Origin of the sequence: Sphingorhabdus sp. M41 (assembly GCF_001586275.1) — a bacterium.
In the GTDB taxonomy this organism is placed as follows: domain Bacteria; phylum Pseudomonadota; class Alphaproteobacteria; order Sphingomonadales; family Sphingomonadaceae; genus Parasphingorhabdus.
This window is the reverse complement of record NZ_CP014545.1, coordinates 1,892,668-1,912,645: the sequence shown is the minus strand read 5'-3', so window position 1 is coordinate 1,912,645 and position 19,978 is coordinate 1,892,668. Positions and strand designations below refer to the sequence as shown.

The 19,978-nt window shown below is 56.2% G+C and carries 22 protein-coding genes; 17 read left to right on the top strand and 5 right to left on the bottom strand.

Annotation, left to right across the window (positions count from 1 at the left end):
- Window positions 1-51 precede the first annotated feature (51 nt).
- Both AZE99_RS09120 and dnaN read right to left on the bottom strand, forming a co-directional pair.
- Window positions 52-498, bottom strand: coding sequence for a hypothetical protein (locus AZE99_RS09120; RefSeq protein WP_067200101.1), 447 nt, complete (start codon window positions 496-498; stop codon window positions 52-54).
- 50 nt (window positions 499-548) lie between these two features.
- The gene (gene dnaN / locus AZE99_RS09115; RefSeq protein WP_067200097.1) at window positions 549-1,664 is read right to left on the bottom strand and encodes a DNA polymerase III subunit beta; all 1,116 of its coding nucleotides are present in this window, start codon (window positions 1,662-1,664) and stop codon (window positions 549-551) included.
- A 228-nt stretch (window positions 1,665-1,892) separates the two neighbouring features.
- On the opposite strand from dnaN, the gene AZE99_RS09110 reads away from it, so the two are divergent.
- Genes AZE99_RS09110 through rlmN form a run of 3 tightly spaced genes read left to right on the top strand, consistent with a single transcriptional unit; the run spans window position 1,893 to window position 4,309 of the window.
- Window positions 1,893-2,537 carry a histidine phosphatase family protein gene (locus AZE99_RS09110; RefSeq protein WP_067200095.1) on the top strand — a complete coding sequence of 215 codons (645 nt, stop codon included), beginning with the start codon at window positions 1,893-1,895 and terminating at the stop codon, window positions 2,535-2,537.
- On the top strand, window positions 2,534-3,028 hold the full coding sequence (locus tag AZE99_RS09105; protein ID WP_067200092.1) for a hypothetical protein: 495 nt from the start codon (window positions 2,534-2,536) through the stop codon (window positions 3,026-3,028). Before AZE99_RS09110 ends, AZE99_RS09105 begins: the two co-directional genes overlap by 4 nt.
- Window positions 3,029-3,061: 33 nt before the next feature.
- Window positions 3,062-4,309, top strand: a complete 1,248-nt coding sequence (gene rlmN / locus AZE99_RS09100; protein WP_067200089.1) for a 23S rRNA (adenine(2503)-C(2))-methyltransferase RlmN — start codon at window positions 3,062-3,064, stop codon at window positions 4,307-4,309.
- Here rlmN and AZE99_RS09095 read toward each other — a convergent pair.
- Window positions 4,306-4,695, bottom strand: coding sequence for a RidA family protein (locus AZE99_RS09095; RefSeq protein WP_067200086.1), 390 nt, complete (start codon window positions 4,693-4,695; stop codon window positions 4,306-4,308). The two genes, rlmN and AZE99_RS09095, sit on opposite strands and share 4 nt — an antisense overlap.
- A gap of 148 nt (window positions 4,696-4,843) precedes the next feature.
- Window positions 4,844-5,383, bottom strand: coding sequence for an outer membrane protein (locus AZE99_RS09090; protein ID WP_067200083.1), 540 nt, complete (start codon window positions 5,381-5,383; stop codon window positions 4,844-4,846).
- A gap of 229 nt (window positions 5,384-5,612) precedes the next feature.
- Here AZE99_RS09090 and AZE99_RS09085 point away from each other — a divergent pair, with 229 nt between their 5' ends.
- Genes AZE99_RS09085 through AZE99_RS09075 form a run of 3 tightly spaced genes read left to right on the top strand, consistent with a single transcriptional unit; the run spans window position 5,613 to window position 8,468 of the window.
- Window positions 5,613-6,425, top strand: a complete 813-nt coding sequence (locus AZE99_RS09085) for a cytochrome b/b6 domain-containing protein (protein ID WP_067200081.1) — start codon at window positions 5,613-5,615, stop codon at window positions 6,423-6,425.
- The gene (locus AZE99_RS09080; protein ID WP_067200079.1) at window positions 6,422-7,180 is read left to right on the top strand and encodes a molybdopterin-dependent oxidoreductase; all 759 of its coding nucleotides are present in this window, start codon (window positions 6,422-6,424) and stop codon (window positions 7,178-7,180) included. Before AZE99_RS09085 ends, AZE99_RS09080 begins: the two co-directional genes overlap by 4 nt.
- A gap of 37 nt (window positions 7,181-7,217) precedes the next feature.
- Window positions 7,218-8,468 carry an SAM-dependent methyltransferase gene (locus tag AZE99_RS09075; protein ID WP_067200076.1) on the top strand — a complete coding sequence of 417 codons (1,251 nt, stop codon included), beginning with the start codon at window positions 7,218-7,220 and terminating at the stop codon, window positions 8,466-8,468.
- 35 nt (window positions 8,469-8,503) lie between these two features.
- Here the strand turns inward: AZE99_RS09075 and AZE99_RS09070 are convergent, their stop codons facing one another.
- Window positions 8,504-8,947 (bottom strand): DUF1801 domain-containing protein, encoded by a 444-nt coding sequence (locus tag AZE99_RS09070; RefSeq protein ID WP_067200074.1) that lies wholly within the window; start codon window positions 8,945-8,947, stop codon window positions 8,504-8,506.
- Window positions 8,948-9,047: 100 nt separating this feature from the next.
- Between AZE99_RS09070 and AZE99_RS09065 the strand changes: the two genes are divergently transcribed.
- The 11 genes from AZE99_RS09065 (at window position 9,048) to rpsO (ending at window position 19,905) form a co-directional block, all read left to right on the top strand.
- Window positions 9,048-10,265 (top strand): argininosuccinate synthase, encoded by a 1,218-nt coding sequence (locus tag AZE99_RS09065; RefSeq protein ID WP_067200072.1) that lies wholly within the window; start codon window positions 9,048-9,050, stop codon window positions 10,263-10,265.
- A gap of 90 nt (window positions 10,266-10,355) precedes the next feature.
- The gene (locus AZE99_RS09060) at window positions 10,356-11,330 is read left to right on the top strand and encodes a calcium/sodium antiporter (RefSeq protein ID WP_067200070.1); all 975 of its coding nucleotides are present in this window, start codon (window positions 10,356-10,358) and stop codon (window positions 11,328-11,330) included.
- Window positions 11,331-11,456: 126 nt separating this feature from the next.
- Complete coding sequence (gene rimP / locus AZE99_RS09055) at window positions 11,457-12,014, top strand: ribosome maturation protein RimP (RefSeq protein ID WP_067200068.1); 558 nt, start codon at window positions 11,457-11,459, stop codon at window positions 12,012-12,014.
- Between the two features lie 2 nt (window positions 12,015-12,016).
- Window positions 12,017-13,645 (top strand): transcription termination factor NusA, encoded by a 1,629-nt coding sequence (gene nusA, locus AZE99_RS09050; protein ID WP_067200066.1) that lies wholly within the window; start codon window positions 12,017-12,019, stop codon window positions 13,643-13,645.
- Window positions 13,626-14,309 (top strand): DUF448 domain-containing protein, encoded by a 684-nt coding sequence (locus tag AZE99_RS09045; protein ID WP_067200063.1) that lies wholly within the window; start codon window positions 13,626-13,628, stop codon window positions 14,307-14,309. The genes nusA and AZE99_RS09045 overlap by 20 nt, the downstream gene beginning before the upstream one ends.
- 64 nt (window positions 14,310-14,373) lie before the next feature.
- Window positions 14,374-16,932 carry a translation initiation factor IF-2 gene (infB, locus tag AZE99_RS09040; RefSeq protein WP_067200061.1) on the top strand — a complete coding sequence of 853 codons (2,559 nt, stop codon included), beginning with the start codon at window positions 14,374-14,376 and terminating at the stop codon, window positions 16,930-16,932.
- 103 nt (window positions 16,933-17,035) lie between these two features.
- Complete coding sequence (gene rbfA / locus AZE99_RS09035) at window positions 17,036-17,446, top strand: 30S ribosome-binding factor RbfA (protein ID WP_067200059.1); 411 nt, start codon at window positions 17,036-17,038, stop codon at window positions 17,444-17,446.
- A gap of 89 nt (window positions 17,447-17,535) precedes the next feature.
- Window positions 17,536-18,114: a thymidine kinase gene (locus tag AZE99_RS09030; protein WP_067200056.1), complete on the top strand. Its 579-nt coding sequence runs from the start codon at window positions 17,536-17,538 to the stop codon at window positions 18,112-18,114.
- Complete coding sequence (locus AZE99_RS09025) at window positions 18,107-18,643, top strand: GNAT family N-acetyltransferase (protein WP_067200054.1); 537 nt, start codon at window positions 18,107-18,109, stop codon at window positions 18,641-18,643. The genes AZE99_RS09030 and AZE99_RS09025 overlap by 8 nt, the downstream gene beginning before the upstream one ends.
- Window positions 18,640-19,611 (top strand): tRNA pseudouridine(55) synthase TruB, encoded by a 972-nt coding sequence (gene truB / locus AZE99_RS09020; protein ID WP_443027759.1) that lies wholly within the window; start codon window positions 18,640-18,642, stop codon window positions 19,609-19,611. The genes AZE99_RS09025 and truB overlap by 4 nt, the downstream gene beginning before the upstream one ends.
- Before the next feature lie 24 nt (window positions 19,612-19,635).
- The gene (rpsO, locus tag AZE99_RS09015; RefSeq protein ID WP_067200048.1) at window positions 19,636-19,905 is read left to right on the top strand and encodes a 30S ribosomal protein S15; all 270 of its coding nucleotides are present in this window, start codon (window positions 19,636-19,638) and stop codon (window positions 19,903-19,905) included.
- Window positions 19,906-19,978: the final 73 nt, after the last annotated feature.

Sequence of the window (19,978 nt, the reverse complement as noted above, 5' to 3'; positions counted from 1 at the left end):
GAGAAGGCTCCGATTGGCTGTCGATCGGGATTGGCTCAAGTCGGGCAAGATTCAAGGGATCGAGAGAATAGGTGGATCGACGAAAAAAAACCTTTCCTCCTGCCTTGGACACAATCCCCACGGCCATCTGTTCATATATGTGTAAAAGGTTTTCCATCGACCGTTTTGATGGCGTTGCAGCTTCACTTTATAGGGGGCTGCAGAATTTCTCCGGTATAGGCAGAGCGATCTAGCTTTATTACCAAGTATGTCATTTGCTGCGTCTAAAAACAGAGCCGAGGCATTTTCGACAGCGTCGACATAATATTCCATTGAAAAATAGTCGGTTGAGAGATTGACTAGATCATCAATCCAAACAAAGCTTATTTCACACAATAAACCATCATTGGCCTCGAGATGGCAATCAATCCAATAGTCTGATTCATCATCGATGATCAGTTGACGATTGTGCTTATTTGCAACGCTTTCGAACATTTGCATTGCCTCGTCATGCAGCATGTTCGTTCCTCTCCAGGAGTTCGATCAAAGAACTAATTTGATCGAGTCGATCAAACCCGCATTGGCATCAGCACATAAAGCGCTGTCGACTTGTCATTCTCGCGAATGAGCGTCGGGGCGCTGGCGTCGGCCAGATGCAGTTCGACGGTGTCGCCTTCGATCTCGCCGAGAATATCCATCAGATATTTCGAGTTGAAACCGATTTCGAAAACATCGTCCTTGTAGGAGCCGGGCACTTCTTCCTCGGCCTTGCCATTTTCCGGCGAGGTTACCGAGAGCGTGATCTTGTCATCGCCGAGCGCCATTTTGACGGCGCGGGTTTTTTCGGTGGCGATGGTCGAGACGCGGTCGACGCCTTGGGCGAAGCTTTTCGCATCGATCTTGAGCAGCTTGTCATTGCCGGTCGGGATGACGCGGGTGTAATCGGGGAAAGTACCGTCGATCAATTTGCTGGTCAGGATCGCGGTGCCCAATGTGAAGCGGATCTTGCTCGCCGACAGGTCGACCTGAACCGATGATTCGCTATTTTCGTCGAGCAATTTGCGCAACTCGTTGACGCATTTGCGCGGCACGATCACGTCAGGCATGCCTTCTGCGCCAGCAGGGCGGGGCAGCGTTACACGAGCGAGACGGTGACCGTCGGTCGCTGCGGCTTTGAGTACCGGGGTTTCCTCGTCCTGCACGTGCAGGAAAATGCCGTTGAGATAATAGCGGGTTTCCTCGGTCGAGATTGCGAAACGGGTCTTGTCGATAATCTGGATCAGCGAGCTGGCCGGCAATTCGAAACTGGTCGGCAGTTCGCCTTCGGCGATGACCGGGAAATCGTCACGGGGCAGCGTCTGCAGATTGAACCGAGCGCGACCGGCATTGACCTTCATCTTGCCGTCGGCGGCGTCGAGCTGCACTTGAGAGCCATCTGGCAGCTTGCGGGCAATGTCGAACAGGGTATGCGCGGAAACGGTGGTGGACCCGGCGGTTTCGACCTGGGCTTCGACGGTTTCGACAACCTGAAGATCAAGATCGGTCGCCATCAGCTTGATGCTGCCGTCGGCGCTGGCTTCGATCAGCACGTTGGAGAGGATGGGGATAGTGTTGCGCCGCTCAACCACGGACTGGACATGGCCCAGGCTCTTTAGCAATGCCGCGCGTTCAATGGTCGCTTTCATAAACCGTCCTTCTTGTTCCCGATCGACCGTGAAAATGGCTGCGCAAAAGACTCCGCACAGGCTCACGGATAGTTCCCCGCTTCATTAACAATAAAGTGCCGCAGGGCAAGCCTGATCGCCGTCAACGTCCGATAATGCCGTGAAAAACTGTGGAAAAAACCAATAAGGCAGCTAAAGCCGCAGGGACAGGGGATGGATTAGGCCATTTCGGGACAGAACAGGGTTAATATGAGCGGCATCGACACCAAGGGAAAACGACTGTTTATCGCGCGGCATGGCGAGACGATCTTTAATCTGGCGGGCCGGCTGCAGGGCGATCATATCCACACGCCGCTAACCCGAACCGGATTTGCCCAGGCCGACGAAATGGGCAAAGCGCTTGCGCGCCATTTGGCGGAGGAGCAACCGGAGCTTGATCTGATCGCGTCCAACACCGACCGGGCGCTGCAGACTCTTTCGGTGGTTGCCGAACATGTCGGTGCGGACTGGCATCAGGCGCGCAGCGATGAGCGGCTACGCGAAATAGATATGGGCGAATGGGGCGGTGCCTGGTACCGCGATCTGGCCGGCCAGCTGGAAATAGACGAAACCGAACGGCTGTTTGTCACGGTCGCTCCCGGTGGTGAGGATTATCGTGCTATCGCCAGACGGCTCGAACATTGGTTGGCGGAGCAGGAATTTGTCCGCGATGCGGTGCTGATAAGCCACGGCATGACCAGCCGGGTGTTGCGCGGTCTGCTTGTCGGTGCCGATCCGCATCCGCGCTTTGACGCACCGATTGCCGAAGGATTGCCGCAGGGCTCCATCGTCCAGATCAGAGACGGCGTAGAGGACGTTATTCACATCGGCGGAGGGGAAGGGGAGAAGGCTTGAACAAGCTATATATTCTTCTCGGACTCGCAATCTCCGTGATCTCGTCCCCGCTGGCGGCCAGGGATTCCCTCGGCATATTCAACAGCTGGGGCGCGTTCCGCGATCCGGAAATTCCGCGCTGCTATGCGATTGCAGAGTCGGAGGAGATCACCGGCAAGGCCGAGCGCAAATCCTTTGCTACCGTCGGTTTCTGGCCTCGTCGCGCAATCAGGCGGCAATTCCACGTCCGCTTGAGTCGTGACCGGTCCACCAACAGCCGGGTGATGGTCAGTATCGCCGGCCGCCGTTTTCAGCTCACCGCCAATCGCGCTGATGGCTGGTCGCAGGACAAGCGCATGGATGCCGCCATCATCGCCGCCATTCGTTCGGCCACCAGCATGACCGTGGAAAGCGTCGGACGCGATGGCAAGCCGATCGTCGACGCCTATCGGCTGCGCGGCGCTGCGACGGCGATTGATGCGGCATCTTTGGGATGTTCGCGGTTGCGGTAGATTTTCCCGGGGACACGCACTATATGCGCTCCCATGCAGATTCCCGGCCATATCGATCCCGTTCCCTTACCCGCCAAGGTCACTCCGCGTGCCGATGGCCGCGTTGACCTCATAGGTCTCAGCGTTGCGGAAATCCGCAGCGTGCTGATCGATGCCGGGCTAGAGGAGAAGCAGGGAAAACTGCGCTCCAAGCAGCTGTTCCACTGGATATATCATCGCGGCATCAATGATTTCGCGCTGATGACTGACATGAGCAAGAGTCTGCGGCCGTGGCTGGCAGAGCGCTTTGTGATTGGTCGGCCGGAGATCGTTGAAGCGCATCTGTCGGAAGACGGGACTCGCAAATGGTTGCTGCGCTCGGCGGATGCGCAAGATTACGAGATGGTCTTTATTCCTGATGAGGATCGCGGTACGCTCTGTATATCCAGCCAAGTGGGATGCACACTCAATTGTCGCTTCTGCCACACCGGGACGATGCGGCTGGTGCGGAATCTGACGCCCGGCGAGATTGTCGGCCAAGTGATGCTTGCGCGTGATGCGCTGGGCGAATGGCCGAAGGGCGTAATGGATTTTTCCGACGAAGGCGAGGCGGAAAATACCAAGGAATATAATCAGGCCTATAAGTCCGACGGACGCCTGCTGACCAATATCGTGCTGATGGGCATGGGCGAGCCTTTGTATAATTTTGATAATGTGCGCGATGCGATGAAGATCGTTATGGACGGCGACGGGCTTGCGCTATCGCGCCGCCGGATTACGTTATCGACCAGCGGCGTTGTGCCGATGATCGCGCGGGCCGGGGCAGAGATCAATGTCAATCTCGCGATTTCCCTGCATGCGGTGAACAAGGAAACCAGAGACGAGATCGTCCCGCTCAACCGCAAATATTCGATCGAGGAATTGCTGCAAGCCTGCGCGGACTATCCGGGCGCCAACAATGCCCGGCGGATCACTTTTGAATATGTGATGCTCAAGGACAAGAATGACAGCGATCAGGATGCCCGCGAGCTGGTCAATCTGCTGCGCAACTATGATTTGCCCGCCAAGGTCAATCTGATCCCGTTCAATCCCTGGCCCGGTTCGGACTATGAATGCTCGACCCCCGAACGGATAAAATCCTTCTCGAAGATTATTTTCGATGCGGGAATCAGTGCGCCGATCCGGACGCCGAGAGGCCGGGATATCATGGCGGCCTGCGGACAGCTGAAATCGGCAAGTGAAAAGAAAAGTCGTGCCGAACTGGACCGGCTGGCCGAAGAGAAACAGGCCGCTCTGGGCTAGGCGACGGCGATCACGTCGATCTCGACCATCAGATCCGGCAAGGCCAATGCCTTGACCTCCACGATCGTGTCCGCCGGGTAGGGGGACTCAAAATAGATTTTTCGGGCTTGCACGATCGTCGGGAAATTTCCCATATCAGTCAGATAGATGGTCACCTTGACGATCTGGTCGCGGCGGCTGCCCGCCGCGTGCAAAACGCGGTCGATATTGATAAAAACCTGCTGTAGCTGAGCATCGAAATCAGCCGCGCCGACCACTTGACCTTGCTCGTCAATCGCAGCCTGGCCGGAAAGAAACAGGAGGCCACCTACCTGCCATCCCGGCGAAATCGCGTAGGCAGCCAGAGGATCAGGATGCAGTTTGATAACCTGTTTGTGGGTGCTCATGATATCCCATCCTTCAATGATGAATTCACATTTTGAAGAAAATTGGAAGGTTTGGAAAGACAAAAAAAGGGCGGGTATCGCTACCCGCCCCTTCTGTTTAGTTCTAATCTTGGAGGACTAGAATTTCATTAGTTCTAATCTTGGAGGACTAGAATTTCACGCCAAGACCGACGAGGCCCTGGTTACGCGAAACACCGTCTTCATAGTTGCTGTAGCGATATTCGCCACGGGCAAAGACTTTTTCGCTGAGGTTGAATTCGACACCGGCGCCGACACGGACGCCGTCACCATTGGCGCCGCCCAGTCCGGGGGATGAGCTGCGCGCGTTGGTGTAACCGGCCTTGGTGTAGAGCAAGGTAGACCCACCGACGACATAGCCAAGCCGGCCACCAGCATAAAGGTCGCGACCTACTTCGATACGCCCGGCTGTGTTGGAGATTTTACCGGTGGATTCGGTGGCTTCCAGTTCAACGCCATAGACAATATTGCCGGCCTGGAAATCATAGCCCAGCGAACCGCCGTAGAGGAATCCGTCCACATTATCGACGCCGACGATATCAAGATCGATATTGTCATAGCCAGCGATTGCTGTTGCCTTTACTCCGGAAAAATCGGTATTGTTCTGAGCCAGTACGGGGGACGCAAGCGCAGATACTGCAATAGCAGTCGCTATTGTTACATTTTTCATTTCTATTGATCCTTGGTTTAACAACTAGACTGACCACTACGTTATTTACACTTTGTTGTTTTCTTTAGCGGTCGTGAGTTGATATAGTTTTACAAAGATGAACGGCAACTGCATGACTCTGTCAGGAATGGACAAGTGTCGATATCACCGGGGGTGTGTTGTCTCTGCGCAACAGTTTTTCGTGTAACGGCAGGCTTGGCAATGTCGAACCAGCGGTTACAGTACCGATATGCCGAAGGAAGCCCTGATTCCCGATCAACCCCGCCATCGTCTGACTACCCGTCTCTGGCACTGGATCAATGCATTGTGCCTGCTGGTGCTGTTGATGAGTGGGCTGACCATCTTCAACGCTCATCCCCGGCTCTACTGGGGCGAATATGGTGCAAATGATGACTATGCCTGGATGGCGGTCGGTTCGTCAGACCGCATCGGCTATCTGCGTCTGGGTGAAATGCGCATCGAGACGACCGGTTTTCTGGGGAATTGGAAAGACAGCGAAGGCAGAACCCGTAAATGGGCCTTTCCCGGCTGGGCAACCATTCCCTCGAGCTACAGTCTGGCAGACGGCCGGCGCTGGCATTTTTTCTTTGCCTGGATATTCAGCCTCGGTTTGACATTGTTCATGCTACGGTCGCTTTGGAACAGGCATATTCAGAAAGACCTGCATTTGCGCCGAGCAGAGTGGCGGCCATCTCACATCTGGCGGTCCTTGCGTGACCACACCCGGATTTCGACGATCCGGCAATCGTCGACACAGGATTATAATGTCATCCAGAAATTGAGCTATATCGGGGTGATTTTCATTCTGCTGCCGCTGATGATCGTGACCGGGCTCGCCATGTCGCCGGCGATGGATGCCAATTGGCCGTTTCTGACCGATCTGTTTGGAGGCCGCCAGTCGGCCCGGTCGGTGCATTTTTTGACCGCTTTTCTGCTGATGCTGTTTTTTCTGATCCATATGGTGATGGTCCTGCTTTCGGGGCCGATAAGACAAACGACAGCGATGCTGACCGGCGGACGGGACAAGGGGGCAGGGCAATGACCATCATCACCCGGCGGAAGCTGATCACCGGCGCCGCGATCGGTGCAGGGGGGCTGTTATCCGGTTGCGATGCCCTGAACCGGAATCCGGCTTTTCAGGAAGTCCTGGCGAGCGCCGAAACAGCCAATTTCGCCGTGCAGCGCGCCTTGGGCGATCGAATGGAATTGGCCAGTGAATATGACATTGCCGATCTGTCGCCGAGCTTCCGGGCCAATGGCAGCCGTGATCCGGCAACACCAGAATATGCGGCCAGCGCGGCCCAGGGCTTTACCGACTGGCAGCTACGGCTGACCGGTTTGTTCGAGAAGCCGCAGCAATTCAGTCTGGCCGCCCTGCGATCCCTGCCGCAGCGGACCCAGATCACCCGGCACGACTGTGTCGAGGGCTGGAGCGCTATCGGGCAATGGACCGGAGTGCCGCTAAAATTCCTGCTCGATATAGCGCGCCTGAAAGACAGTGCCCGGTTTCTGGTTTTTCACTGTGCCGACAGGTTGGGCGGCAGACCTTATTATGAAAGCATAGACTTGCTGGACGGCTTCCATCCGCAGACGATATTGGCTCATCGGTTGAACGGAGAGGCCTTGCCGATCGAAAATGGAGCGCCGCTGAGGCTCCGAGTCGAGCGTCAATTGGGCTATAAACATGCAAAATATGTGACTGGGATTCAAGCGGTCGCTTCATTGGCCGCAATCGGCGAAGGCAAAGGTGGCTATTGGCAGGATGTCGCCAATTATGAGTGGTACGCGGGTATCTGATTGATCAAGGCTTTGGCGCCTCATCAGGAGTGAATATATGTCAATATTGGGCAAATTTCTGCAAAATGTGATTGAAAAAGGTTCACTACGAGTCACTCATTCCGATGGATCGATCGAAAGCTTCGGGACTGCAGCAGAAGGCTATCCCGACGTCGCTATCCGGCTTGCCGACAAGGGAGTGATACGGCAGATTCTGCTGGATCCGCGTCTCGGTGCGGCCGAGACGTTCATGGATGGTCGGCTGATCGTGGAACGGGGCGGCATCATGGAGCTGGTGCAGCTTCTGCGCGCCAACCGGCCGTTTGAGCGAGGCGGCAGGCTCAAAGAGCCCGGTGCCTTCAAGAAGCTCCGAGACCATGTGGCGGGTAGTCTTGACCGGATCAACTTGCCGGGCCGATCGAAAAGCAATGTCGCGCATCATTATGATATCGGCAATGATCTATACGATCTGTTCCTGGACGAGGACCTGCAATATAGCTGTGCCTACTGGGACTTCCAAAAACATGGTCCGGATATGACGCTGGAACAGGCGCAGGCCGACAAAAAGGCGCATATTGCCGCCAAACTGGACCTGAAGTCCGGACAGCGGGTGCTCGACATTGGCTGCGGCTGGGGCGGCATGGCGCTTTACCTGCACCGCAAGACTGGCGTCGAGGTGCTCGGGATCACGCTGAGCGAAGAGCAGCTTAAAAAGGCGCGGGAGCGGGCCGAGAAGGAAGGTGTGTCAGACAAGGTCAAGTTCGAGCTGATCGACTATCGCGATCTTGCCCAGCGGGACGCGGGGGCTTTTGACCGGATTGTTTCTGTCGGTATGTTCGAACATGTCGGTACGCCACAGTTCCGGACGTTCTTCCGCTGCTGTGCGAATCTGATGACCGACGACGGCGTGATGCTGCTGCACACGATTGGACGGATGGGCGGGCCCGGGACCACCGATGCCTTCACCCGCAAATATATCTTTCCCGGCGGTTATATACCGGCTTTGAGCGAGACACTGGAGGCCAGCGAGCCATTCCGTCTGATCGCGACCGATGTCGAAACCCTCCGGCTACATTATGCCTTCACTCTGCGCGTCTGGTACAAACGCACGGTGCACAACCGCGAGAAGATCATCGCGCTTTACGATGAACGCTTCTACCGGATGTGGATATTCTATCTGGCTGGAGCGACGGCAGCGTTCGAAAATGGCGGGATGTGCAATTATCAGATCCAGTTCAGCCGCAGCAGACGGACTTTGCCGCTGACGCGCAATTATATTGGCGAGACGGAGAAGAATTTGACGGACTGACGCCAAGTCATGGACGGGAGGTTGGAGAATCGCGGCTATTCCGGATAGCGTTGATTCATCAAGTCCCAGTTGTTGCGGATAAGCTGCTCCAGCACCGACTGATCGACCTGTTCGAGGCGGTTGATATAGAGGCAGGACTTGCCGACGCTGTGCTTCCCGAGCAACCCGAATAACCGCTGCTGCTCTGCCTGCGCTTCCGGTGTGCAATATGCCCCCATCAGATAGAGGGACAGCTTTGACTTGCGCGGTGAGAAACCGGCCCGGCACATGGTGCCCTCGCGTCCGCTTTCATATTTATAGTAATAGCTGCCGAAGCCGATGATGCTTGGCCCCCACATTCTGGGTTCTTCGCTCGTGATTTTGCGAAACAGATCAATAAGTTGATAGGCCTCGGCCTTTCGACGCTCCGGCTCGGCACTCTCGATGAAAGCAGTCACATCTGCTTCTGTCGGTTTGGTTTTCAGTTCCTTTGTTGTCATGAGACTCTCCCAACAGTCCCGACATATCATATTGCGCGGTAAATTGGAGCCTGATAGGCGACCAGTCTAATCTGGGCTTCATTCTTTGAAAGACGATAAAATGAGCGATTCCGTAAAACGCGTAGTTCTGGCCTTCTCCGGAGGCCTTGACACCAGCGTTATTCTGAAATGGTTGCAGCAGGAATATCAGTGCGAAGTGGTGACTTTTACCGCTGATCTGGGGCAGGGCGAAGAATTGGGTCCCGCACGCCGCGTAGCCGAAACACTCGGGGTTAAACCGGAACATATTTTTATCGACGATCTGCGCGAAGAATTCGTCAAGGATTTCGTTTTCCCGATGATGCGCGCCAACGCGCTTTATGAGGGCCTCTATCTGCTCGGCACCTCGATCGCGCGGCCGCTGATTTCGAAGCGGCAGATCGAGATTGCCAAGCTGACCGGCGCCGATGCCGTGGCCCATGGTGCCACCGGCAAGGGCAATGACCAGATCCGTTTTGAACTTGGTTATTATGGCCTTGATCCAGACGTGAAAGTGATTGCCCCATGGCGGGAATGGGACCTGACCAGCCGCACCCGGCTGATCGAATTTGCCGAAAAGCACCAGATTCCGATCCCCAAGGACAAGCGCGGAGAATCGCCATTCTCGTGCGATGCCAACATGTTGCACACCTCGTCTGAAGGCAAGGTGCTCGAAGATCCGTGGGAAGAAGTGCCCGACTATGTTTATTCGCGGACCAATAATCCCGAAGACGCGCCCGATACGCCCGAATATATCACGGTCGATTTCGAGCGTGGTGATGGCGTCGCAATCAACGGCGAAGCAATGAGCCCCGCGACTTTGCTCGAGAAGCTCAACGATTATGGTCGCGAGCACGGCATTGGCCGGCTGGATCTGGTCGAGAACCGCTATATCGGCATGAAATCGCGCGGCATGTACGAAACGCCCGGTGGGACCATCTATCATGCAGCGCATCGCGGGATCGAGCAGTTGACGCTCGATCGCGGCGCGGCGCATCTGAAGGATGAGCTGGCACCTCGCTATGCGGAACTGGTTTATAACGGTTTCTGGTTCTCGCCGGAGCGCGAGATGCTGCAGGCGGCGATCGATCACAGTCAGGCGCGGGTCAATGGCACGGTCCGGCTGAAGCTCTACAAGGGATCGGTAAGCGTTGTCGGACGGAAGTCGCCGGACAGCCTTTACAGCGAAAAAGTTGTTACATTTGAGGATGATGCCGGAGCCTATGACCAGAAAGACGCAGAGGGCTTCATTAAGCTCAACGCGCTTCGGCTGAAGCTGCTTGGTAAGCGCAATGGCTAGAATCTGCCGTACTCCGCGCTTGTCGCGGAGTTGCGCAGTCATTGAGATGATATGTCTCGATGACTGCGTCCTTGCTGTGGCGGATATCGCATGCTGATTCCGCTTCTTCTGCTCCTCGCAGGTTTTGTCATATTGATCGTTGGCGGCGAGTTGCTCGTCCGCGGCGCTGTTCGTGTGGCGGAACGAGCGGGGATGTCGGAGCTGTTGATCGGCTTGACGATCGTCGGTTTTGGTACATCGGCACCGGAACTAGTAGCCAGCGTCGAAGCGGCGCGCGCCGGCTCTCCAGGCATTGCCTGGGGAAATATTGTCGGTTCCAATCTCGCCAACAGCCTGCTCATCCTCGGCACAGCCTCCCTGATTTTGCCAGTCGTCGTCCCGAGAGGGCCATTGTGGCGCGATGGCGGGCTGGCATTGGTGGCAACGGTATTTTTATGGCTGGTCGCCATCACCACGGGTATCACCGTTGCTATCGGCGTCGTGTTTCTGATGCTTTTGGTCGGCTATCTGGGCTACGCATATCGGGCGGAGCAAACGCAGCCTGCCGGCGCAAGCGCCTTGCATGAAAAGGCCGAGGCGCTGGAAATTTCGGACACGCATTTGCATGACGTACAACCGCTCTGGCGGTCGATCTTGGTGCTGCTTTTCGGAATCGTCCTGATCGTGCTGGGCGGCCGCTGGCTGGTCGAGGGTGCGGTTGATCTCGCTCGCCTGGTTGGCATGAGCGAGGCCGTGATCGGTTTGACGGTCATCGCTATCGGGACGTCGCTACCGGAACTCGTGACCTCTGTGATTGCTGCCTACAAAGGCGCAAGCGCGGTCGCGCTGGGCAATGTGCTGGGTTCCAATATCTTCAATCTGCTGCTGATTGGCGGGGTTACTGCGGTCATTGCTCCGGGCACGATTCCGCATGAAATTACCAATTTCGGTCTACCTGTGTTGATCGTCGCTTCGGTCTTGCTGTTGATTTTTGCAGCAACGGGACGAAGGATAACGCGCATCGAAGGCGGTATATTGCTGGTCACTTATCTGGCGCTGCTCGTTTATAATGTCGTGGCCGTTTGAATCAGGCGTTGCAATATCAAGAATCTGTCCCTAAATAGCAGTCATCCCAACATTGTGAGATTTGAAGGGGCTGGCGCCAGACGGGGGCCGGCAACCAAGGCTTTTGCATACGGAAATGGAATTTATTTGACTGATATAGCGACACTGACAGATCTGATTAAGCCGGAAGCAGATGCTTTGGGCTTTGATCTGGTGCGGGTGCAGTTCGTGTCCGGCGCGGAGGAACCCACTCTCCAGATCATGGCCGAGCGTCCGGAAACCGGGCAGCTGGGTATTGATGATTGCGCCGCCTTGTCGCGCCGGATTTCGGCAAAATTCGATATTATGGAAGAAGAAGGCCGCGACCCGATTGACTATGCCTATCGGTTGGAAGTCAGCTCTCCGGGTATCGATCGGCCGCTCACGCGAGCTGGTGATTATGAAAATTGGGCCGGCTATGAAGCGCGGATCAGTCTGATTGAGGCGGTGGCTGGCAAGAAACAGCTTCGCGGCCTGCTTGAAGGTATCGACGGCGATATAATAAAGATTGACGATCGCGAGACGGGAAGTCAGGAGACGCCCTTGGCAAATGTCCATAGCGCGAAATTGATTCTGACCGACGCCCTGATCGCTGCAACCGTACCGGTTTCGACGGCAGGTGCGGATGAAATTGAAGAACAGACTTTAGAAGAACAGGAAGACTAATCATGGGCAGTGCTATTTCAGCCAATAAAGCCGAGTTGCTTGCTATCGCGACTGCGGTTGCGACCGAAAAAATGATCGACAAGGCGATTGTGATCGAAGCGCTGGAGGAAGCAATTCAGAAGGCTGCGCGCGCTCGCTACGGTGCAGAAAATGACATTCGCGCGAAGTTTGACGTCAATACCGGTGACTTGCGTCTGTGGCGGGTCGTTGAAGTGGTTGACGAAGTCGAAGATTATTTCAAGCAGGTCGATATCAAGCAGGCTGAAAAGCTGGAGCCAGGTTCCAAGGTTGGCGACTTCATCGTCGATCCGCTGCCGGAAGTCGATCTCGGCCGCATTGATGCGCAGTCCGCCAAGCAGGTGATCTTTCAGAAGGTTCGCGATGCTGAACGCGAGCGGCAATATGAGGAATTCAAGGAACGTGGCGGCGAGATTATCACCGGCGTGGTGAAATCGGTCGAATTTGGCCATGTGGTTGTTGATCTGGGCCGCGCTGAAGGCGTGATCCGCCGCGACCAGCAAATCCCGCGCGAAGCTGCCCGGGTTGGTGATCGCGTCCGTGCGCTCATTCTTGATGTGCGCCGCGAAAACCGCGGGCCGCAGATTTTCCTTTCGCGCGCCCATCCTGATTTCATGCGGCTGCTGTTCGCACAGGAAGTGCCGGAAATTTATGACGGCATTATCGAAATCAAGGCCGCAGCCCGCGATCCGGGATCCCGCGCCAAAATCGGTGTGATCAGCCACGATAGCTCGATCGATCCTGTCGGCGCTTGCGTCGGTATGAAGGGTAGCCGGGTTCAGGCCGTCGTGCAGGAAATGCAGGGCGAGAAAATCGATATCATTCCCTGGTCGGAAGATATTGCGACATTCGTTGTCAACGCGTTGCAGCCAGCTACGGTTAGCCGGGTGGTGATCGACGAGGAAGAAGGTCGTATCGAGGTCGTCGTTCCCGATGATCAACTCAGCCTCGCTATTGGCCGTCGCGGCCAGAATGTCCGGTTGGCGTCTCAGTTGACTGGCTTGGCCATCGACATCATGACCGAAGCTGATTCGAGCGAAAAACGGCAAGCCGAATTTGCTGCGCGGACCGAGATGTTCCAGGAAGATCTCGACGTTGACGAAACATTGTCCCAGTTGCTGGTGGCCGAAGGCTTCAGTGAACTGGAAGAAGTCGCCTATGTCGCACCGGAAGAAATTTCCAACATCGAAGGCTTTGACGAAGAACTGGCAGCGGAACTCCAGAACCGTGCTCTTGAGGCACTGGAACGGCGCGAAGCGGCTGCGCGTGAAAAACGCACCGAACTGGGCGTCGAGGATGCAATTGCCGAATTGCCGCACCTGACTGAAGCCATGCTGGTGACGCTGGGTGAGGCAGGTCTCAAGACTCTGGACGATGTTGCTGATCTCGCGACCGACGAGCTGGTCTTGAAGCGGAAATCGGAGCCGCGTCGCCGCAATGATAACAGAAAGCCCGAGCCGGACGGTGTGTTGGCCAAATATGGCCTGACCGAAGAGCAGGGCAACGAAATCATCATGGCCGCGCGTGCGCACTGGTTCGACGACGAAGACGAGCCTGCTGCAGCAGCGACCGACGAAACCGGGGAGGACGCAGATGCGGAATCCTCCCAATGAGACGCGGTCTAAACCTCTAGATCAAGCGCCATATCGTAAATGCATTTTGACTGGGGAAAGCCTTCCTCAGGAGGAACTGATGCGTCTTGCGATGGGCCCCGACGGGCAAATTGCACCTGATGTTCGCGCGAAAGCGCCGGGTCGCGGTGCATGGATTGCTGTTGATCGCGCCGCACTGGAGGCGGCGCAGGCAAAGGGACAGCTGAAAGGCGCTCTGGCAAGAGCTTTCAAAACCGGTCAGCTCGATATTCCCGACAATCTTCCCGAGCAGCTTGAAACGGCGCTCGAACGCTCCACATTGGATCGGTTGGGCCTGGAGGCGCGGGGCGGGACTCTGCTCACCGGTTCCGAAAAGATCGAAACGGCCGCACGCCAGGGTGATCTCAATATGCTGCTCCACTCGTCCGATGCCGGACGCGATGGATGCGCCAAACTGGATCAGGCATGGCGGGTGGGAAGTGACCGGGAAGGCGAAAATATTCGCGGTCTGATATTGCCGGTGGACCGGCAGGGGCTTTCTGTGGCATTGGGCCGCCAGAATGTGGTGCATATCGGGATAACCGACAAGCGCGCAGCGGGGCGTATTTCGCACAGCCTGAAGAGATGGCTTCACTTTATCGGTTCTGATAAAGTCGATGATGATGCCGAAAAGGAAGTTGCGTAATCCGGTTTCCAAGAGCTGGATAACATATTGCAGTAATATATATTTTAAGGATTAAGTCTGTTCGATGAGTGAAGATACAAAAGATACGCCGAAACCTGCACGCAAACCCCTTGGGTTGAAGCGTTCGGTTGAACCGGGCGAAGTCAAACAGACGTTCAGCCACGGACGCACCAACAAGGTTGTGGTCGAAGTCAAACGCAAGAAACTGGTTGGCAAGCCTGGCGCCGTGGAAGCGGTGAAGGAAGTCGTCAAGGAAACGCCTGCGCCCGCTCCAGCTCCGGCACCGGCTCCAAAGCCGGCGCCGAAGAAGCAGCCGGTCCAGCCAAAAGCGGATGATGGTCTGACTCGTCAGGAGAAGCAGGCAAAACTGCTTCGCGAGGCTGAAGAAGCGCGTCTGGAAGCAATGCAGGAAGCGCGTAAGCGCGACATGCGCGAAAAGAAAGAGCAGACCGAGGAAGAGAAAAAGCGGGCAGAGGAAAATCGCAAGGCCGAAGCAGAGCAGGCCAAGAAGGCTCAAGAAGAAATTGCTGCTGCGGAAAAAGCTGCTGCCGATGCGCCTGCTGGTGCCGAAACTGCGCCTGCAGACACGCCCGCTGAGGCACCCGCCGCTACAACGAGTGCGGCTCGGCCACCCGCTCGCAAATTTACGCCTGTGGAAGCGCCGAAACGCGCCAAGCCGGAAAAAGAGAAGCAGAAAGTCGGACGCGACGACCGCAATGATCGCCGTCAATCGGGCAAGCTCACCGTCAACCGCGCATTGCGCGGCGAAGATGGCGCTGCTCGGGCGCGTTCGCTGGCTGCGTTGAAACGCGCGCGCGAAAAAGAAAAACGGTCCCAGCGTTCCGGGCGGCCAAGCGAGCCGCGCGAAAAGCAGATCCGCGACGTCATCGTGCCGGAAGCCATTACCGTACAGGAACTGGCCAAGCGTATGGGCGAAAAGGGTGCCCAGCTGGTCAAATCGCTGTTCAACATGGGCTCCATGGTCACCGTCAACCAGACGATTGACCAGGACACAGCGGAATTGCTGGTCGAGGAATTCGGTCACAACATCCAGCGTGTTTCAGAGTCTGATGTTGAAATCAATACGCAGGCCGATGTCGATCCGGAAGAAACGCTGAAGCCGCGCCCACCGGTCGTTACGATCATGGGCCATGTCGATCACGGCAAGACATCCTTGCTCGACGCATTGCGCGGAACCGATGTGGTTGCCGGCGAAGCGGGCGGAATCACTCAGCATATCGGCGCCTATCAGGTGACGATGAAAAACGGCGACAAGGTGACCTTCCTCGATACACCGGGTCATGAGGCCTTTACCGAAATGCGGATGCGTGGCGCAAACGTCACGGATATCGTGATCCTGGTGGTTGCTGCCGATGACGGTTTGATGCCGCAGACGATCGAAGCGATCAATCACACCAAGGCGGCAGGTGTGCCGATGATTGTCGCAATCAACAAGATCGACAAGGAAGGCGCCGACCCGACAACGGTCCGCACCCGCCTGCTCGAGCATGAAGTGATTGTGGAAGAAATGTCGGGTGACGTTCTCGACGCCGAGGTTTCCGCGCTCAAGAAAATTGGTCTCGACGAGCTGATGGACAAGATCCACGTTCAGGCTGAGCTGCTGGAACTGAAAGCGCGTCCCGATCGTCCTGCCGAAGGCGCGGTTGTCGAAGCCAAGCTGGATATTGGACGCGGTCCGGTTGCGACCGTGTTGATCGAGCGCGGCACATTGAAACGCGGCGATGTCTTCGTTGTCGGTTCGCAGACCGGTAAGGTCCGAGCGATGATCGATGACAAGGGCAAGCAGGTCAAGGAAGCTGGTCCGTCCATGCCGGTCGAAGTGCTGGGCATCTCCGGCGTTCCATCCGCTGGCGACAAGTTGACCGTGGTCGAGAATGAGGCGCGGGCCCGCGAAGTTGCGGCCTATCGTGCCGAACAGCAGAAGCTGAAACGCACAACGCAGGCACCGACGAGCCTCGAGAACATGTTCTCCGCAGCGGCGAATAGCGCAGTGGAATTCCCGGTGTTGGTGAAGGCCGATGTCCAGGGCTCTACCGAGGCCATCGTGCAGGCGCTGAACAAGATTTCGAACGACGATATCAAAGTGCGTATTTTGCACAGCGGTGTCGGCGCAATCACGGAATCGGACGTTACTTTGGCCGGTGCCAGCAAGGCGCCGATCATCGGTTTCAACGTGCGGCCTAACGCGAAGGCGCGTGAAATCGCCAAGCGCGACGGTGTTCGCTTCAAATATTTCGACATCATTTATGCTCTGACCGATGATATCCGGGCTGAGATGGCCGGTGAATTGGGTCCGGAGAAGATCGAGAATGTCATGGGCCGTGCCGAGGTCAAGGAAGTGTTCAAGTCCGGCAAGAAGGACAAGGCGGCTGGTTTGCTGGTCACCGAAGGTTCCTTGCGCAAAGGCCTGTTCGCCCGTCTTACCCGCGACGATGTTATCGTCAGCGCAACGACCATCGCGTCGCTGCGGCGGTTCAAGGACGATGTCGAAGAAGTCCGGGCAGGCATGGAATGTGGCGCGGTGCTTGAGGATACGAACGACATCAAGCCGGGCGATATGCTTGAAGTGTTCGAAATCGAAGAGCGCGAGCGGATTATCTAGGAACCTTTCCGTTCACGGGAGGGACCTGGGGTAGGCCTTCGGGCTCCCTCGACCTTTCCCACCCCCGACCCCTCCCGCATGCGGGAGGGGGGAGATAGCAACTATGGCAAAATATAACGATACATCTCCCGAAGGCCGTTCGGTTCGCCTGCTGCGCGTGGGTGAGCAGGTCCGTCACATATTGTCGGAACTGCTGATGCGCGGCGAGGTTCATGATGCGGTGCTGACTTCGCACAGTGTCAGCGTCACCGAAGTGCGCATGTCGCCGGATTTGCGCCACGCAACAGTGTTCGTGAAGCCGCTGCTTGGTGCGAATGAGGCCGACGTACTCAAGGCGCTGAAAACCAACACGGCATTTTTCCAGAAGCAAGTCGCGAAGCGGGTGCAGATGAAATATGCGGCCAAGCTGAAATTCCTGTCGGATGAGAGCTTTGATACGGCCGAGCATATAGAAAGCCTGCTGAACAATCCGAAGGTTGCGCAGGATTTGTCGAAAGAGGCTGACGAAGACTAGATCCGTTCGTCCTGAGCTTGTCGAAGGAAGGTTTCAGGACGTAAAAGTGCTTCGACAGGCTCAGCACGAACGGTTATTAAGCGGAGCCTATGGCCAAACTCTATTTCTATTATGCCTCGATGAACGCCGGCAAGTCGAGCAATCTGCTGCAGGCGGCGTTCAACTATGGCGAACGCGGCATGAAGGTCATGTTGTGGACCGCAGCGATCGACAATCGGGCGAGCTTTGGCGCCATTGCCTCCCGGATAGGCCTGCACGCAGATGCGCATCGCTTTGGCGAGGATACGGATCTGTTTGCCGCAGTCAGCACAGAGCATGATGAAGACAATCTGGCCTGCGTGATGATCGACGAAGCCCAGTTTCTGACCGAAGGACAGGTCTGGCAATTGGCGCGACTGGCCGATGAAACCGGTATTCCCGTGCTCTGCTATGGTCTGCGAACGGATTTCCAGGGCAATTTGTTCCCAGGATCGGCAAAGCTTCTGGGGCTGGCTGACAGCCTGGTCGAACTGAAAGCGGTGTGCGAATGTGGGCGCAAGGCGACAATGAACCTGCGGATCGACGAAACAGGCAAGGCCATTGCCGCCGGCGCCCAGACGGAAATCGGCGGCAATGAGAGCTATATCGCACTCTGCCGGAAGCATTTCCGGGAGCGGTTGAATGGATAAGCTTTCTGCCATTTTGGAAGAATCCGCGGTGCGCCTCGAACCGCTGGGCGAGCATCATCTCGAACTGCTGCGCGCTGCCTGTGCAGAGGATCAGGATATCTGGGACATATACCCGGTTTCGATGCTCGACGAGAATTTTGACCGGGCGATCGAGGCGTTTCACGATACCACCAACTGGGTCCGCTTTGCGGTGATCAATGGCAAGACCGGTACGGTTGTCGGCATGACGAACTATATCAATCCGGACAAGTTCGGCGTGGTCGAAATCGGTGGCACCTATATCGCGCCATCTGTGCGCGGCAGCGGCTTTAACGGCATTATGAAAAAGTTGATGATCAATCACGCCTTTGCCCACGGCTTCACCCGCATCGAATTTCGCGTCGATACCCGGAACAAGCGATCGATGGCGGCGGTGTTGAAATTGGGTGCACAGCATGAAGGAACGTTGCGCAAGAACAGGATTACCTGGACCGGCTATGTGCGGGATACGGCGGTTTTCGGGTTGCTGAAACAGGAGTGGGTGGAGTGAGACCCCATGGCTGGATCATTCTCGATAAACCGCTGGAACTGGGCTCGACGCAGGCGGTTGGCGCGGTTAAGCGCAATCTGCGCGAGGCCGGGCTGCTCGGTAAGGGCAAGAACAAGCTGAAGGTCGGTCATGGCGGGACGCTGGATCCGCTGGCCACCGGAGTGTTGCCGATTGCCATCGGCGAGGCGACCAAGCTGTGCGGGAGAATGCTCGATGCTACGAAAATTTACGAATTTACGATCGGCTTCGGCACCGAGACGGAAACGCTCGATGTTGAGGGGGCTGTGACGGAGACGTCTGATCACCGACCGACAATGGCAGAAGCCGAAGCAGTCTTGCCGCAGTTCACCGGGCCGATCGAACAGATACCACCCAAATATTCGGCGCTGAAGATCGATGGCAAGCGGGCTTATGATCTGGCGCGGGCAGGGGTTGATGTGGATATGAAGCTTAGGGGGGTGACGATATATTCCCTGAGAATCCGTCATCCTGAACTTGTTTCAGGATCTCCGGAGGTCCTGAAACAAGTTCAGGATGACGAGCCATTGGCAGAAATCACCCTCACAGCCACAGTCTCCAAGGGGACCTACATCCGTTCGCTGGCCCGTGATATTGCGCGCGCCTTGAACACGGTCGGCCACGTCACCATGTTAAGGAGGACCAAGGCTGGTCCCTTCACTCTGGAACAGGCGATTTCGCTGGACAAACTCAACGAAATTGGTAAGGGCGCGGACATTACAGACTATCTTTTGCCGCTTGAGGCAGGGCTGGACGACATCCCGGCTTTTGACCTCACTCCTGATCAGGCAAAACTGCTTCGGCAAGGCATGACGCTGGACGAACGGGAAATGATCGGGAACCCCGCACTCAACGGGCTTTTTCTGGCGACAGAGAACCAAGGTTCTCCGGTTGCGCTGGCCGAGCTTGTTGATGGCACCGTCAAGGTGGTTCGCGGGTTCAACATGTGAATGATGTTCGAAGGAAAAATTTAAATGACGATTACCGCAGAAAAAAAACAGGAACTGATCCAGAAATTCGGCCAGACAAAGGGCGATACCGGTTCCCCGGAAGTTCAGGTTGCCGTGCTCACCGAGCGCATCGTGAACCTGACCGAACATTTCAAAGGTCACCACAAGGATAATCACTCCCGTCGCGGGTTGCTGATGATGGTGAACAAGCGGCGCAGTCTGCTGGACTATCTTCGCAAGAAAGACGTCGAGCGCTACGCCAAGCTGATCAAGGACCTTGGTCTCCGGAAATAAAGTTTCGAGAGCGGCCTCCATGCGGGGGCCGTTTTCATATTGGGTATCGTTGCAATAAGGCAGCGATACCTAT